Here is a 15,253-nt window from a genome sequence, read left to right as displayed (position 1 = left end):
TGGCGGCTCGCCACTCCCGCCGGTTTCTGGCGCGGCAGGCCGGCGCCGCCTCGCGATCAGCCGGTGTAGTCCGTGCTGGCGGCCAACTCCTCCCAGACCTCCAACTCCGCGCGCTGCGCGTCGAGGGCCTTGGCGGCGGCGGCCACCGCGTCGGTGCCCAGCAGCAGCAGACCGGGCGGTTCGGGTGACCGCAGGGCGGTGATGATCGCCTCCGCGGCTTTGGTCGGGTCGCCCTGCTGGGTGCCGTTCGTCGTGTCGTGTTCCTTGCGCCGCCTGCCTGCGGTGTCGGCGTAGTCGGCGATCGCCTCGTCGGACTGGGCGAGCGAGCGGCCGGCGAAATCGGTGCGGAAGGCGCCGGGCTCGACCGCCATCACCGTGATGCCCAGCGGCCGTAACTCCTCGCGCAGCGAGCCGGACACGCCCTCCAGCGCGGCCTTCGTCGCCGCATAGTAGCCCGAACCGGGCGGAGTGATCCGGGCGGCGATGGATGAGACGTTGACGATGGCGCCGCGCCGGCGGGCGCGCATGCCCGGCAGGACGGCCTTGATCAGGGCGACGGGGCCGAAGAAGTTCGTCGCGAACAGCCGCGCCACGTCGGCCTCGTCGCCCTCCTCGACCGCGGCCCGGTAGCCGTACCCGGCGTTGTTGACCAGCACGTCGACCCGGCCGAACCGCTCCTCCCCCAGGCGCACCGCCGCGGCGACCTGATCGGCGTCGGTCACGTCCAGCGCGAGCGCCAGGGCGGTGTCGGGGTACCGCTGCGCCAGCGCCTGCACACCGGCGGCGGAGCGGGCGGTGACCACCGCGCACTCGCCACGCGCCAGAACCGCCGTGGCCAACGCGCGCCCGAGGCCAGTCGAACAGCCGGTGATCAACCAGGTGGCCATGCGCATCTCCTCCGTGACCGGGCCCGTACCTGACCATGAAACCTCGGTCCGCGGCCAGCGCGTAACGGGGATGGCCGTGATCCCCGACACCGAAGAAGATCGTTTGTCGATCGCGGTGGGCTCATGGCACGATCGGACCCGCAGTTGATACCTGATCCCATGGCTGGAACAGATCCCATGACACCCGTGTCCGTTCAGGAGTACGTCGTGGCCGACGCCGCCAGCGGCCCGTACGCGATCACCACCGGCCCGGACGACGCGCTGTGGTTCACCATGGTGCACAGCGGGCGGATCGGCCGGCTGCTCCCCGGCGGCGAGCCCACCAGCTACCAACTCGATCCGGCGTGCGGGCCGACCATCATCGTCACCGGTGCGGACCGAGCTCTGTGGTTCACCGAGTACCAGGCACACCGCATAGGGCGGATCACCACCGACGGCGCGGTGAGCGAGTTCCCGTTGCCGGCACCGGGCCGCGGACCGTTCGGGATCGCCCCGGGCCCCGACGGCACCCTGTGGTTCACCGAGACCACCGCCGACCGGATCGGCCGGATCACCACCGACGGCCAGGTCACCGAGTTCCCGCTTCCGACCACCGGAGCATTCCCGTCGGCCATCACCGCCGGCGCGGACGCCGGGATGTGGTTCACCCTGAACCAGGCCAACGCCATCGGGAGAATCGGCATGGATGGCGCGATCACCGTCCACCCGATCCCGACCGAGGCCGCCGCACCGGTGGGCATCGCCTCGGGCCCGGACGGCGCCCTCTGGTTCGTCGAGATCGCCGCCGGCCAGCTCGGACGGATCACTCCGGACGGCACGATCACGGAGTATCCGCTGCCGGACCGTTCGGGCCGCCCCCACGCCATCACCACCGGCGCGGACGGCAACCTGTGGTTCACCGAGTGGGGAGGCAACCGCGTCGGCTCGATCACCCCGTCAGGCGTTGTCGAGCAGCACGACCTGCCGACCCGGCGCTCGGAGCCGCACGGCATCACCCTCGGGCCCGACGGCGCGCTGTGGACGGCATTGGAGATCGGCGCCCTCGCCCGGATCGGCGTCGCCCGGACCCGCTGACCCGAGACAGCGCGACGCCGGGACCGGTCACCCGGGGTTCGCGGCGTCGAACGGCTGACCCTCGTCGAGCGGCTGACCCTCGTCGAACGGCTGACCCTCGTCGAACGGCTGACCCGGCGCGGCCTCGACCTCCACCCGGATGTCGTGGAACGTCGGGCCGCCGCCCAGGTCGGTGTCGCGCACCGCGGTTACCGCGTTGACCGTGGCCCGGCCCGGGCTGCGCCGTGCCCAGTAGGCCTTGTAGGTGAAGGCCAGGCCCGGGCGGGTCGCGTCGTCGATGGCGACCGCCGCGATGAACGAGCCACGGTCGTTGAACACCCGGGCCACGTCTCCGTCGGCCAGTCCACGGGCGGCCGCGTCGCGCGGATGCAGATGTACCCGCGGCGGACCCATCTTGCCGGTGTGCCACGGCAGCGACGCGAAGGTGGAGTTGAGAAAGAAGCGCCCGGCCGGTGCCACGAGCATGAGCGGGAAGCGCTCGGCCAGGCGCGGATCGCTCACCTCCACCGGCGGCGTGTAGCCGATGAGCGGGTCAACCCCCTGGCGTTCGAGCCGCTGGTCGAACAGCCGAGCCCGCCCGTCCGGCGTGGGGAAGCAGCCCTTGGCGAACGGCGCCGAGCCGACCTCGACCCCGGTGGTGCGCGCGTAGGTCCGCTCGGCCAACTCCTCGAAGCCGATCGGGGCGTCACGCAACAGCTGCCGGGCCAGTTCCTCATCCGCGTCGCGCATCCGGGGGTGGTCCAGCCCCATGGCCGCCGCGATGCGCCGGAAGATCTCGGTGTTCGGCAGCGCCTGCCCGGGCGGCTCGACGGCCGGCAGGTTCAGCGTCGTGTAATGGTGGCCGTAGGACGAGTGCAGGTCCAGGTGCTCGGGTTGCATGGTGGCCGGCAGCACCACGTCGGCGTAGTCGCAGGTGTCCGTCCAGCGCTGCTCCAGCACCGTGGTGAACAGGTCCGCCCGCAGCAGGCCCTGACGCACCCGGTTCTGGTCGGGCGCGGTGGCGGCCGGGTTGGCGTTGAACACGACCAGTGAGGTGATGGCGGGGTCCGCCTCACCCGTGAGCACCGCCGCGAGCCGGCTCATGTTGATTGACCGTGCCCGTGGCGCGGGCATGCCGCTGGGCCGCGCCACGGCGTCCTCGTCGATGCGGTGGTGTCCGCTGGTCATGCAGAGCACCCCACCGCCCGGGTACCGGAAATCGCCGGTGACCAGCGGCAGCGCGCAGATCGCCCGGATGGCCTGTCCGGCACCGTGATGGCGCTGCAGGCCGAGCCCGACCCGGACCGCGGTCGGGCGGGTCGTCGCGATGCGATCGCCCAGCCGGCGCAGCACGCCGGCGTCCAGCCCGCACTCCGCCGCCGCCCGCTCGACGGGCCACTCGGCCAGGCGGTCCTCGAGCCGAGGCCAGCCCGTGGTGTGTGCGGCCAGCCACTGCCGGTCGAGGGCGCCGGCGTCGAGCACGTGCCGGATGAGCCCCAGCGCGAGAGCGGCGTCGGTGCCGGGCAGTGGCGCGAGGTGTTCGTCGCAGCGGGCGGCCGTTTCGGTACGCAGTGGATCGATGGCGACCACGTAGGCGCCGCGCGCCTGGGCCTCACGCACGAAGGGCCACTGGTGCAGGCTCGTGGACAGCAGGTTGGCGCCCCACAGCAGGATGAGCCGGGCCTCGGTGATGGTCTCCGGCTCGAAGCCGACCGCGGCGCCGAACACCGATTGCAGCGCCGCCGTGGCGGCCGCGGTGCAGATCGTGGTCCGCAGGCGTGACGCACCCAGGTGCGCGAACAGCCGGGGCCCCATGGTCCAGCCCTGCACGTGCCCCATCGTGCCGGCGAAGTAGTACGGCAGGATGGACTCGGCGCCGTCACGGTCGATCGTGGTCCGCAGCCCGGACGCCACCCGGTCGATCGCCTCCTCCCACGTGGCTGGCCGGAACGACACCGGCCCCACGCCCTTCGGCCCGACCCGCAGCAGCGGGGTGGTGAGCCGATCGGGGCCGTTCAGCGCGTCGAGGTAGCGGTTCACCTTGCCGCACAAGGCCCCACGGGTGAACGGGTGGCCCTGGTCGCCACGGATCGCCACCCCCCGGCCGTCCTCGACCGTCAGCTGCCAGGTGCACGTGTCCGGGCAGTCGAGCGGGCAGGCGCCGAGGTGGATGCTGGTGGCCATGGCACGGATGGTAGTTCGGTCGCGCCGTGCGGGGGCACGGGCCGCGAACCTTCCACCGAGCGCCTCGACCCGGTCGACCAGGCCGATGAGGCCCGAACCGCGAGCCAGCGCGGCCCCGCCGACGCCGTCGACCACCGTGACCGCGACACCCGCCGGGTCCGCGGCCACGATCGGGTGGCCGACTGCGCGGTACGGCTCGAACGCGCGACGTCCTGCCGAGCAGGCCCGGCGGTCCGCGATGGGCGCGGACCGCCGGGCCGTCGCTCGCATGAGACAGGCGTTGACCACCGATCCCCCGTACGGGTCGCCCGGTTCGGATGGATCGACGGTGCGCCGCTGGTTCAGCTGACGGCGTTCGCGGCCTCGATGATGAGGTGCTCGACGGCGGTCGGGTGCGAGATCATGATGTCGTGCGCCGAGTGGATCGACTCGAGGTGCGCTCCGGCGCGCCGCGCCATGAACAGCTGGGCGGAGGCCGGGATGGCGTGGTCGTCGAGACTGATGAGGTCCCAGCTCGGCACGTCGGCGTAGGCCGGGGCCCCGGAGAGCTGCGCGAACGCGGTGTTGGCCAGTGGCCGCTGGGTGGCGGCCTCCAGCGCGGATCTCTGGGCGGAGACGTCGCCGGCGAAGATGTCCCGGAAGTCCGCCGGCTTGATGTAGAGGTCGGCGTCCTGGCCGCCGTCGGCCGCGGCGTTGGCCACCGGAACCACGTCCAGCTTGGTGCCGTCGATGTGGCTGCCCGGATGCTCGGCGAGGATCATCTGCAGGCTCTCGTTCGCGGCCGGTACGAAGGCGGCGGCGTACACGAGCGCCTTGACGTTCGGTACGCCGCGTGCCGCGTTAGTGATCACGGCGCCGCCATAGGAGTGGCCGACCAGCACGATCGGGCCGCTGATCGTCTGTAGTCGGGCGCGCAGGTGGTCCGCGTCGCTGGTCAGCCCGCGCAGCGGGGTGGACTCGGTGAGCACCGGGTAGCCGAGGTGGGTGAGCCTGGTGATCTCGTCGTTCCAGCCGCTGGAGTCGGCCCACGCGCCGTGAACGAGCACGATCGTGGGTTTGGCGGTCCGGTCGGGCCGGGCGCCCTGGTGGCTCGGCGCGGCCGCGGCGGCGGTGATACCGGCCGCCGCCGCGCCGAGCGCCACCACGCCGGCCACCACTGCGGCCCGAGCGGTCAAAGCCGACCTGCGTGACATCCTGAACAATGGTCCTCCTGCGGTGAGGGCGCCGGTTGTCGCGACGCCGGGTGGGTCGCTGTCCCGCGTCGGCGGGCAACTCGTCCAGTACAGCAGGAGCATCGTGGGATATCGATTCCTCGAATCGGTGAGCCGTCGCCGACCTTCGGGGGCGGTCGGGCGTCGCACGCCTCACCGATTCGGGTGATGGGCTCCGCCGGGCCGGCCGGATGCGCTCGTTCAGGCCGCGATGCCGTCGAGTTCGGCCAGTGCCTGCGCCGGCAGGGTCATCTCGGCGGCCGAGAGGTTCTCGCGTAGATGCGCGACCGACGAGGTGCCGGGGATGACGAGGATGTTCGCCGCCTGGTGCAGCAGCCACGCGATGGCGACGACCTTGGGCGACGCGCCAACGCTTTCGGCGACCGCGTCGAGGACTTCGGACTGCACCGGCTTGAACCCGCCCAGCGGCCAGAACGGGGCGTAGGAGACACCCTGCTGCCCCAGGGAGGCGATGAGTGCCTCGTCGCCCCGGTGGGCCACGTTGTACCAGTTCTGCACGGTCACGATCGGGGCGATCGCCTGTGCCTCGGCCACCTGGTCGGCATCGACGACGCTGACGCCGAGGTGCTTGATCAGGCCCTCCTGGCGCATCTCGGCCAGCGCGCCGAACGGCTCGGCGAGCGACCCGGGCACCGGGGAATGCCCGTCGGGGCCACCGCCGACGCGCAGGTTGACCACGTCGAGCGCCGCCACCCCGAGCGTGCGCAGGTTCGACTCGACCTGCTCGCGCAGTTGCCTCGGCGAACGGGCGTGCGGCCAACCGCCCTGCTCGTCGCGGACCGCGCCGACCTTGGTCACGACGTGCACGCCGTCGTATGGGGCAAGGGCTTCGCGGATGATCTCGTTGGTCACGTGCGGCCCGTAGAAGTCGGCGGTGTCGATGTGGTTCACGCCCGCCTCGACGGCGGTGCGCAGCACCGCGACCGCCTCGTCGCGGTCGCTCGGGGGACCCCAGACCCCCGGTCCGGCCAACTGCATAGCGCCGTAGCCCATCCGGGCAACCGTGAGACCGTCCGCCATCGTGAACGTCCCGCCCAGGGTGTTCGCAGCCATTCCGGTGATCCTTCCGATCTATCGACATCTCGGGTCGTATGCGAGAGGTTCCTGGCGCCTTTCGGTCACACGTGCCGTCGCGGCGGCCCGGTCTCCCCGACGCCCAGGTGATGAACGATATCTTCGCGGCTCCGACGTGGCCGTGGTGGCCGATGGTGGCCGATGGTGGCCGACGGTGGCGGGCGCCCAACCGCGGGCAGGGAGTCGAGCCTCGACCCCAGATCCCGTGCCCGGCGGAGCCCGATCACCTACTCCGGAGAGATCCTCATGGCCGCGTAGGCCAATCGATCAACGCCCGCGTTTGGTCACGAGGAACCCCCCGATCGCCAGCGCGTCCAGGGGGGACGCCAGGGCGTAACGCAGCGCGTCTTTCGGGGTGAGCACCATGGGTTCCGCGGCGTCGTTGAGGGAGGTGTTGATGAGGACGGCGGGGGCGCCGCCGCCGGCGAGTCCGGAAAGGACCGCGTCGAGGAACACCTGACCACCGCTCCCGGAGGGTCCGACCGCGAGGGCTCGCGCCGTGCCATCGACATGAGTGACCGCCGGGTGCGCCGCCGCGAATTGGTCGGCGACGCTCATCGCCACGATCATGTAGCGCAGGTCCTCCGCCGAGTGCGCCCGCGGGGCCGCCAGGAACTGGGCCACGTCCGCCTCACGGACCACGGGTGCCAGCGGGCGCCAGAGGGCGCGCTGCTTCGCCGCGTTCACCCGCGCGGCCGTCGCGGTGCCATCGGCCAGCGCGAGCAGGCTGCGCTGGCCGAGCGCGCGCGGGCCGAATTCCGATCTCCCGTGGAACACCCCGACGAGCGCTCCCCGCCGGAGCAGGTCGGCCACCCGTTGGGGCAGTTCGTCCCCGGCGTCGATGAAGTCGACACCGGACTGGCGCAGCAACGGTTCGATGTGCGCGTCGGGGAAGGACAGCCCGAGGTCCAGGTGGGGATGGCGGTCGGGCCAGCGCCCGGCGAGCGAGGCCATCGCCCCGATCGCCGCACCGATCGAGGTGCCGGCGTCGCCCGCGAGCGGGCAGAAGAACATCCGGAGCCCAGGGAAGCGCCGGCGAAGAGCGCCGTTCATGGCGCAGTTCAGGAAGACGCCGCCGCCGAGCACCAGTGGGGTTTCGGGGTGGCGGGACGACACGGCGGCCAGCCACTCGCCAACGGCCGCCTCCAGGGTCCGTTGGGCCAGGCCGGCGACGGCCACCGCCCGCTGGAAGGTGGCGTCGTCGGCCAGCGTTGAGGCATCCGCGCCCAGGGTCGCCGACCAGTACGAGCGGGGCACGGGCGGGCCGAACCGGAACTCCAGATGGCGAAGCCACGCCCTGCGCGTCGGGCTGAAGATGGTGCCGGGCTCGGGTGCCAGGTTGACGCGCCAGCCCTCCGGGCCGATCGCCACGCAGTCGAAGGTGTCGGCGCCGTCGGCGTAGGCGGCCAGCGCCATCGTCCGCCCCTCGGCGTGAGTGCCGAGGCCCAGGTAGCGGGTGACGGCGGCGTACATCTCACCGAGCGAGTCGTCGACGGGTATCGAGTCGAGTCGCACCGGGACCTGTCCGCGCGCGAACGTCCAACTGGACCCGGACTCCCCGTCGCCGTACCCGTCGCAGACCAGCGCGACACCGGAGTCGTAGGGGCTCTGCCAGGCGGCCACGAGGGCGTGCGCGAGGTGGTGGCGCACCAGCACCGTTGGCTGGACCGGCGCGGGCTCGTTCAGCCGGGCGAGCATCTCATGGATGTCGTCCGGCGTGTCGGTGGCGACGATCTCGGTGCGCTCCGCCCCGGTCCGTTCGTCCGAGACCCGCATCGGCGTGCCCTGAAACCACGGGCGGGCGAACTGCAACTCGGGCGAGGCGAAGTCGACGTGATGTTCGGACGCGATGGCGGCCAGCGCGTGCATGGGTGCGCGGCCCACACTGTGCTTGTCGCGGGTGACGCGTTCCTCTTCGAGCGCGGTGACGCGGTGCTGGGCGTCATCGAACATCGCGACCGAACCGTCGTGGCTGGCCAGTGAATGGACTCCCAGGTAAAGCGTCACGGAGCCGTCCTCGCTGCGTACATTGACCTCTGGCTCTGTCGTCGAAGCGTAGCAGTCACCGGCGCGGCGAGACAGTGAAGGAATTCTTGCCGACTGACTCACCACGGCGAGTTCTCACCCTCCCCGCGCCGCTGGTCGGTCGCCGCGCGCAGGCGCGCGGTCAACTCGTCGCGCAGTCGGGCGCGGCGCGACCGGTCCAGGGCGAGGGGAACGACGATCCGGTAGATCCCGCCCCGCGATGCGGCCGCGCGTTGCCCAGGGGTCCGGTGCCGGGCGGAGCCGACCGGGACTGGTGGGCACCACGACCAGCCGAGGCGAGAGCGGTTCGCCCACGATGTCGGCCGAGGCGAGGTCGGCCCAGTCGATCGCGACCGGGACTCCGTCCACGCCGGGCACCTCGAGTCCCGCCGGCCCTACCCGTACCGGCCGCCCTCGCCTGACCCACCGGCCCCCGCCGCGCGTGACCAGGGCCACCAGCCAACCGGCGGCCACCATCGCCCACACGGCCCCCAGTCCACGGTGGCTCGGCGTCGCGAAGAAGACAACCGCGCCGCCGGTGTAGAACACCACCGACACGGCGGCGACGATCCAGGCGCCCCTGCTGACCTGGGACGTGGCGAACTCGATCACCTGGCGATCGACGTCGGCCACTTCACGGGAATGCCCGCCGACGGCATTGGGGAAACCCGCCGCCGGTACCGCCGACCGGAAACTTTCACGCCGGTGCCGCTCACCGTACCGGCGTCTCCAGGCGAAACGCCCCGGCACGGGTACGGCCGCCGGATGAGGTGTGTACGGGCCGCGCGGCCGGGGCATAGCGTCGCGCATGGGTTGGCATTCGGAGCGCATCCTCCCCGTCCCCCCGCGTTCGCGGTCACCGTCCCACCCAAGGAGTGCCATGTCACGTCGTTTCCGCGTCCTCGCGCTGGCCGGGTTGTTACTCCTCGGCTCCGGCGTCGTCGCCATCGCCACCGCGACAACCGCCCTGGCCGACACCCAGATCTGCGACCAGTACGGCACCACCACGGTCGGCGGCAGGTACGTCGTGCAGAACAACCGCTGGGGCAGCAGCGCCACCCAGTGCATCAACGTCACCAGTACCGGCTTTTCGATAGTGCGGCAGGACGGTACCGGAAATCTCAGCGGAGCACCGGTGTCGTACCCGTCGATCTACCTCGGCTGCCACTACAGCGACTGCAGTCCGGGCTCGCCGCTGCCCGCACAGATCAGCCGGATCAGCAGCGCGACCAGCAGCATCAGCGACAGCTACCCCGGCTCGGGCACGTACGACGCGTCCTACGACATCTGGCTCAACGCGACGGCGGATGTCAGCGGGGTACAGGACACCGAAATCATGATCTGGCTCAACCACACGGGTTCGATCCAACCGATCGGCTCACCGACCGGTAGCGCCAGCATCGCCGGGCGCAGTTGGACGGTGTGGACCGGCAACAACGGCCAGAACAACGTGGTCTCCTACGTGCAGGCCGGCATCTCCAGCCTGAGCTTCAGCGTGCTGGACTTCATCCGCGACACGCTCGGCCGGGGCTCCGCCTACGGCACCACCTCGTGGTATCTCACCAGCATCCAGGCCGGCTTCGAGCCTTGGATCGGTGGGGTGGGACTGTCCGTCAACAGCTTCTCGGCGACCGTCACCACCACCGGCGGTGGCGGCGGCGGTGGCGGTGGCGGTGGCGGTGGCGGCGGTGGCCCGAGCCCGACGCCTACCGCCACGCCGACCAGTACCCCCACCGGCGCTCCCGGCGGCTGCGCCGCCAGTTACTCCACCACCAGTTCGTGGTCCGGCGGGTTCCAGGGCAGCGTGACGGTCCGCAACAACGGCTCGTCGACGCTGAACGGGTGGACCGTGCGCGGCACGCTGCCCGGCGGCGCCTCGATCTCCAACCTTTGGAACGGCACGCTGACCACCAGCGGCTCCAGCATCACGGTGAAGAACGCGGCCTACAACGGCTCGCTGGCCGCGGGCGCGACGGCCGAGTTCGGCTTCACCGCGACCGGTACCACCCCCGGATCGCTGCCGCTGACCTGCACGAGCCCGTAACCAACCGGCCGCCCCGCGCGGGCGGCGGGCACGGGCGAGACCCCGGCGCGGGCGGCGGCCCCGGTCGGGGTCTCCGCCCGCGCCGGCGCGGCGGGCCGGCGCGGCAGGGCACCCGCCCCGTGGAACTTACACGGCCGGCGGATTTCTTCTGGGTAGCATCTGACCTGCGTCGAACGTCATTCGACGCACCGATGTATATCGATTAGCATCCGCGACCTTCCCTGGCACCCGGATTCGGCGATACCTTGCCGGGATGACAGCTGGGAGCGCTTCCATGACCGGTCCCGAGACGCGTCCGGTCACCGGCACCACGCTCGCCGAAGTCGCCCGGGAGGCCGGGGTGTCGATCGCGACCGCATCCCGGGTACTCAACAACTCGACCAAGGTGAGCGCCGAGGCCTACCGCAGCGTGTGCGACGCCGCCAGCCGGCTCGGGTACCGCAGACACCGCGCCGCCTGGGGAAAGGCGCATCGCAAGATGCCCGCGATCGCGGCGGTCATTCACGCCGGACACCACATGCTGTTCACCGAGCCGTTCTTCGCGCGCTTCATCGGCGCGGCCGAGTTGGAGTTGGCCCAGTTTTACATCCCGCTCCTGGTGACCAGCGTGACCGGGCCGCTCATCGAGACCGTCGGCCGGTACCTCCAGGGCGGCCGCATCGACGGCGTCATCATCGTCTCGGACCACGGACCGTTGCCGCTGTCCGGCTCGCTCGCCACGCTCGGGCTGCCCATCGTCGTGGTCGGCCGTCCGCTGCACACCAGTCCCGTGTCCTATGTGGACGCCGACAACCGCGGTGGGGCGCGTACCGCGGTCGAGCACCTCATCGCGACGGGTCGGCGGGCCATCGCGCACATCGCCGCACCACCCGACACCGGAGCCGGCGCCGACCGGCTCGCCGGGTACCGCGACGCCATGCGGGCCATCGGCGCCGCCGACACCCCGATCGCGTACGGCGACTGGACCCAGGCCTCGGGAGTGCACGCGATGCAGCGACTGCTCGACCAGCGTCCCGCGCTCGACGCCGTGTTCGTCGCCTCGGACGTGATGGCGGCGGGGGCGCTACGCTGCCTCAACCGGGCCGGTCGCCGGGTACCGGACAGCGTGGCGCTGGTCGGGTTCGACGACCACGCGCTGGCCGCGCAGGTGCGGCCGGCCCTGACCACCGTGCGCCAGCCGATCGAGGAGTTCGCCGCGGTGGCCGTGCGCCGGCTCCTCGCGATGACCCGGGGAGAGGCGGACGACCGGGGCGGTACCGTCCTGCCGACCCAACTGATCCTGCGCGCATCGGCCTGAGGTTCCGGCGCGCCCCTCAAGCTCGGCCGGACCCCGCTGACCCGGACCCCGCTGACCCGGACACCGTTGCACCGGATACCGCTACACCGGATACCGCTACACCGAACCGGACACCGAGGAATCAGCCACCCCGGCGCAGGCGCCACATCATGGAGACGCCGAGCGCGGCCAGCGCCAGCACCACGAGAGCGAGGAGCACCTTCGGCGCGGGCGAGTTCAGAAACGCACCGCCGCCCGCCTGCGCCAATCGCACCCCGCTGGCCCGTACCCTGCCCGCCGGCGCCGACCCCGCCGGGTGCGCGGACGCCGAGCTGCGCGAGGAAGCGATCTCGTCGGGCGTGACCAGGTGCCCCACGCTCGCCGTCGCCGGTAGCCCGAAGGCCCAGTTGAGCAGCATCTCGCCCTGCTTCTCCGCGCGCGCGGGAACGATCTCCGCGCCCATCACCGTGACGACCAGCCGCCGGCCGCCCCGCTGCGCCGCGCCGACGTACGTATGGCGAGCATCATCGGTGAACCCGGTCTTGCCGCCCAGCGCCCCCGGATAGTCGACCAGCAGCTTGTTCTCGTTCTGAATCTGAAAACCGTGCGGGTCACGGGGCGGCTGCGCGGGCCACTGCATGCGCAGCAGGGTGTCGTAGCGGACGAAGTCCGGCCGGGCGAAGTCAGCCCGGGCGATCAGCGCGAGGTCGTACGCGCTGGTGAGCTGGTCCGGCGCGTCCAGACCGGACGGGGTAACGGCATGGGTGTCATCGGCGCCCAGTCGCCGCGCCTCGGCATTCATCGCGGCGACCGTCGCCGGCACTCCCCCGCTCCCGCCGGCCACCCGGGCCAACGCGTTCGCGGTGTCGTTGCCAGACTCCAGCAACAGCCCGTACCACAGCGTGGACACCGGGTAATGGCCGCCGACGAGCAGACCGACCGCCGAACTGTCAGGTGGCAGCTTCAGGTCCGCGTCGGTCGCCTCGACCACCTGGTTCGGGTTCAGTTTCGGCAGCGCGGTCTCGGCGAGCAGCAGTTTCTGCACGCTTGCCGGGCGGCGCCGCAGGTGCGGATCGCACGCGCCGAGGACCGCACCGGTGTCCAGGTCGGCGACCACCCACGACATCGCCGACAGGGCCGGTGGCGCCGACGCACCGGACGGCGCGGCCAGTCCCGTCGTGCCCAGCTGCGCGCCGCCGATGACGGGCGCGGCCGGGTCGCGGGGCGGAGACGGTGGCGTGGGCGGGATGGTCGGCGGCGTGACGTGCGGGCAGGCAACCACGCTCGCCGTCAACGCCGAACTCACCGTGGACGCTGAACTCGTCGTGGACGCTGAACTCGTCGTGGACGCTGAACTCGTCGCCGGCGGCGGTACCGGCGCCGCGAGGAGCCCGGCACCGACGAACGCGACAGCGACACTCCACCCACTCACGCCCCGCACCCTATCGGGGAGGACACGGCCGAGGTCAACACTTCGCCGCTTCGAGTCGAGGCGTGCACGGCCGCGCGCGGCGCCGAGGGGCTCTGTGGCGCTGCTCGTTCGCCGCGGACATCCAACCGGTCAGGGCCGCCACATTCCGCGCGCTCCTGACCGGGCGCATGATGGCCTTCTGCGGAAGGGCGGTGGCGTACGGGCGCTACAGCCGGTCCGGCCTGACTAACTCCCAGTCGTCTATGCTCTCTCGCAAACACGAGGGAGGCGCTGCTGTGGCATCAATCGATCAGATCATCAGCCAACTCCAGTCCGCTGACCAGAAGGTCAACGAAGGGATGCAGCTCCTGAGCGCCGCCGAGAACGCGGCCGGACAGCTCCAGAGCCAGATGGCCAGCGTCGGCGTGCAAGACAAGGCGGCACAGTTCGCGCAGGTCAGAGAGTCGATCCAGCGGATACAGCAGCACCTCCAGGGCAGTGGCGAGCTCACCAACCAGTCCATCAACATGGCCAAATCGGCTGGCGGTTGAAGAGGCGCCAAGGGCGGACCCGGGTCGCTGGCCGAGAAGACGGTCGAACGCGCGCAGGGCGCGGCACCATTGCCCGAGGTGCCGCCGCGGCAGGGGAAGGATCGCCCGGCGAGAAAGGAACAAGAGAACCGCGATAGCCCTGATTACGAGCCCCGATGGCAACGGCGGGTGGACCAGGTAGCTTCCTACGTGCCGAAAGGCGTTGTCTTTAGCGGCGCGCTCGTAACTGTATGGCTCGATCACCCAAATAAGGTCGTAGCTACGGGCGTGCTAACTGCCGGTATGGCCGCCGAGTCCGGCAAGGTATGGTGGGACCGATTCAAGGAACGCGGAAAAAAACCGAGAGCGAAAGGGGCGGGACCAGATGCCGATCAATAGTCAGGTCGAAGAGCGATTGCGCAAGGCGTACAGCGGAGCGATTGCCAAGGATCCCGATGCCGTCGCCGGAGCACTCGATGGAATTTCAAAGGAGGACACGGCCAGCCTGATCACCATGGGCCTGTATGTCAGCGGATTCGTCGCCAACGACATCTACCGGGACGGACCGACCGATGAAGACTTTCGGGAACTTGCCTCCAAGATCTCCGAAAAGGAATCCGACTGGATCGACCTGGACCGAGCATCGGTGGCCGAATTTCTCAAGGTCGCGGTCACCGGCGACGTTACCCTCGGCGGGCTCGGCGGAGAAGACGTGACAGGATTGGCAGTCGTCTGTGGTGCGCACTTGCTGTCCTACTATCGCCTTGATGACCAGCGCTGGTACCAGTACCTAGACGAGATCTGGGACTCTTACGAGCAGATCACCAGCGACAAGGCCTGACGAGAAAAACACTATTTCGACCTCCGGCAGACTCATTTATGCGGCTCGATTACGATTGGGACACTGAATTCTTATTGGGACAGTGAGCCTTTGCCAACCTGACTCGAAGGCGATGCCACGCCCAGGTCAGCCGCACGGTGAAGGCAAGCCACCGACTACGTGCGGCACCGCGAATCGCGCGCTCAGACCGTCTGTCCGATGCCGACACGTTTGCACGCCAGCAGGTAGCCGTGCGGTGCGTTCGCGGAGCCCGGCTCGGGCTCATCCACCGCACGTTCCCGAACCTCAAATCCCGCCTCGCCTAGGAGCGAGCAAACCTCGTCAGGCTGCTGCCGATACCAGTCCAACGAGATCGCCACGCCGTCCACCCCGTCGAAGTGCCTGCGTTCATCACCGATCCCAAGGCTCAGCATCAGTTGCCCACCAGGTCTTAGCGCCCGGTGAAACTCGGCGAACACCTGCGGTCGGTACTTCCATGGAATGTGAATGATCGAGTTGCACGCGAGGACGCCGCCAAGCGAACCATCCGCGACGCCAAGCTCGAGCATCGACCCCACGGCGAACCGCAACGCCGGATATCTGCGACGAGCGAGCGCCACCATCCGCGGCGACAAGTCGATGCCGAACGCGTCCAGGCCGAGCCTTACCAACTCCTGGGTCAGCAGTCCCACTCCACAACCAACGTCAGCGACGGCG

At 70.7% G+C, this 15,253-nt stretch carries 12 protein-coding genes; 4 read left to right on the top strand and 8 right to left on the bottom strand.

The annotated features are described in order from the left end of the window. Positions 1-56: 56 nt before the first annotated feature. Entirely contained in the window at positions 57-887 is an 831-nt protein-coding gene (locus ABEA87_RS35910; protein WP_345637438.1) for an oxidoreductase, read from the bottom strand. Positions 888-1,064: 177 nt separating this feature from the next. Between ABEA87_RS35910 and ABEA87_RS35905 the strand changes: the two genes are divergently transcribed. Further along, positions 1,065-1,961 (top strand): Vgb family protein, encoded by an 897-nt coding sequence (locus tag ABEA87_RS35905; protein WP_345637437.1) that lies wholly within the window; start codon positions 1,065-1,067, stop codon positions 1,959-1,961. A 27-nt stretch (positions 1,962-1,988) separates the two neighbouring features. Here ABEA87_RS35905 and ABEA87_RS35900 read toward each other — a convergent pair whose 3' ends face one another. The 4 genes from ABEA87_RS35900 to ABEA87_RS35885 form a co-directional block, all read right to left on the bottom strand. Beyond that, positions 1,989-4,124, bottom strand: coding sequence for a molybdopterin-containing oxidoreductase family protein (locus tag ABEA87_RS35900; RefSeq protein WP_345637436.1), 2,136 nt, complete (start codon positions 4,122-4,124; stop codon positions 1,989-1,991). Positions 4,125-4,465: 341 nt separating this feature from the next. Further along, complete coding sequence (locus tag ABEA87_RS35895) at positions 4,466-5,317, bottom strand: alpha/beta hydrolase (protein ID WP_345637434.1); 852 nt, start codon at positions 5,315-5,317, stop codon at positions 4,466-4,468. A gap of 219 nt (positions 5,318-5,536) precedes the next feature. Then, on the bottom strand, positions 5,537-6,409 hold the full coding sequence (locus ABEA87_RS35890; RefSeq protein ID WP_345637433.1) for an oxidoreductase: 873 nt from the start codon (positions 6,407-6,409) through the stop codon (positions 5,537-5,539). A gap of 288 nt (positions 6,410-6,697) precedes the next feature. Continuing rightward, positions 6,698-8,437, bottom strand: a complete 1,740-nt coding sequence (locus tag ABEA87_RS35885) for a carbamoyltransferase C-terminal domain-containing protein (protein WP_345637431.1) — start codon at positions 8,435-8,437, stop codon at positions 6,698-6,700. Between the two features lie 898 nt (positions 8,438-9,335). Between ABEA87_RS35885 and ABEA87_RS35880 the strand changes: the two genes are divergently transcribed. Both ABEA87_RS35880 and ABEA87_RS35875 read left to right on the top strand, forming a co-directional pair. Then, on the top strand, positions 9,336-10,499 hold the full coding sequence (locus ABEA87_RS35880; protein ID WP_345637429.1) for a GH12 family glycosyl hydrolase domain-containing protein: 1,164 nt from the start codon (positions 9,336-9,338) through the stop codon (positions 10,497-10,499). A 274-nt stretch (positions 10,500-10,773) separates the two neighbouring features. Then, a complete protein-coding gene (locus ABEA87_RS35875; protein WP_345637426.1) occupies positions 10,774-11,796 on the top strand; it encodes a LacI family DNA-binding transcriptional regulator in 1,023 nt (340 codons plus the stop codon). 121 nt (positions 11,797-11,917) lie between these two features. On the opposite strand, the gene ABEA87_RS35870 is transcribed toward ABEA87_RS35875, so the two are convergent. Both ABEA87_RS35870 and ABEA87_RS35865 read right to left on the bottom strand, forming a co-directional pair. Continuing rightward, positions 11,918-13,081 carry a D-alanyl-D-alanine carboxypeptidase family protein gene (locus tag ABEA87_RS35870; RefSeq protein WP_345637424.1) on the bottom strand — a complete coding sequence of 388 codons (1,164 nt, stop codon included), beginning with the start codon at positions 13,079-13,081 and terminating at the stop codon, positions 11,918-11,920. Positions 13,082-13,488: 407 nt separating this feature from the next. Further along, positions 13,489-13,980 (bottom strand): hypothetical protein, encoded by a 492-nt coding sequence (locus tag ABEA87_RS35865; protein ID WP_345637422.1) that lies wholly within the window; start codon positions 13,978-13,980, stop codon positions 13,489-13,491. A 121-nt stretch (positions 13,981-14,101) separates the two neighbouring features. Between ABEA87_RS35865 and ABEA87_RS35860 the strand changes: the two genes are divergently transcribed. Further along, the gene (locus tag ABEA87_RS35860; RefSeq protein ID WP_345637420.1) at positions 14,102-14,557 is read left to right on the top strand and encodes a hypothetical protein; all 456 of its coding nucleotides are present in this window, start codon (positions 14,102-14,104) and stop codon (positions 14,555-14,557) included. 182 nt (positions 14,558-14,739) lie between these two features. On the opposite strand, the gene ABEA87_RS35855 is transcribed toward ABEA87_RS35860, so the two are convergent. Beyond that, positions 14,740-15,228 (bottom strand): class I SAM-dependent methyltransferase, encoded by a 489-nt coding sequence (locus ABEA87_RS35855; protein ID WP_425571018.1) that lies wholly within the window; start codon positions 15,226-15,228, stop codon positions 14,740-14,742. Between the last annotated feature and the right edge of the window lie 25 nt (positions 15,229-15,253).

The sequence above is a fragment of the Rugosimonospora acidiphila genome, assembly GCF_039543385.1.
Taxonomy (GTDB): domain Bacteria; phylum Actinomycetota; class Actinomycetes; order Mycobacteriales; family Micromonosporaceae; genus Rugosimonospora; species Rugosimonospora acidiphila.
The sequence above is the reverse complement of the archived record's forward strand: the minus strand, read 5'-3'. Positions and strand labels throughout refer to the sequence as shown.

Bases quoted from the DNA above. Each gene is read 5' to 3' on its own strand.
- ABEA87_RS35910 (WP_345637438.1), bottom strand. From the start codon at position 887: ATGGCCACCTGGTTGATCACCGGCTGTTCGACTGGCCTCGGGCGCGCG.
- ABEA87_RS35905 (WP_345637437.1), top strand. From the start codon at position 1,065: ATGACACCCGTGTCCGTTCAGGAGTACGTCGTGGCCGACGCCGCCAGC.
- ABEA87_RS35900 (WP_345637436.1), bottom strand. From the start codon at position 4,124: ATGGCCACCAGCATCCACCTCGGCGCCTGCCCGCTCGACTGCCCGGAC.
- ABEA87_RS35895 (WP_345637434.1), bottom strand. From the start codon at position 5,317: ATGTCACGCAGGTCGGCTTTGACCGCTCGGGCCGCAGTGGTGGCCGGC.
- ABEA87_RS35890 (WP_345637433.1), bottom strand. From the start codon at position 6,409: ATGGCTGCGAACACCCTGGGCGGGACGTTCACGATGGCGGACGGTCTC.
- ABEA87_RS35880 (WP_345637429.1), top strand. From the start codon at position 9,336: ATGTCACGTCGTTTCCGCGTCCTCGCGCTGGCCGGGTTGTTACTCCTC.
- ABEA87_RS35875 (WP_345637426.1), top strand. From the start codon at position 10,774: ATGACCGGTCCCGAGACGCGTCCGGTCACCGGCACCACGCTCGCCGAA.
- ABEA87_RS35860 (WP_345637420.1), top strand. From the start codon at position 14,102: ATGCCGATCAATAGTCAGGTCGAAGAGCGATTGCGCAAGGCGTACAGC.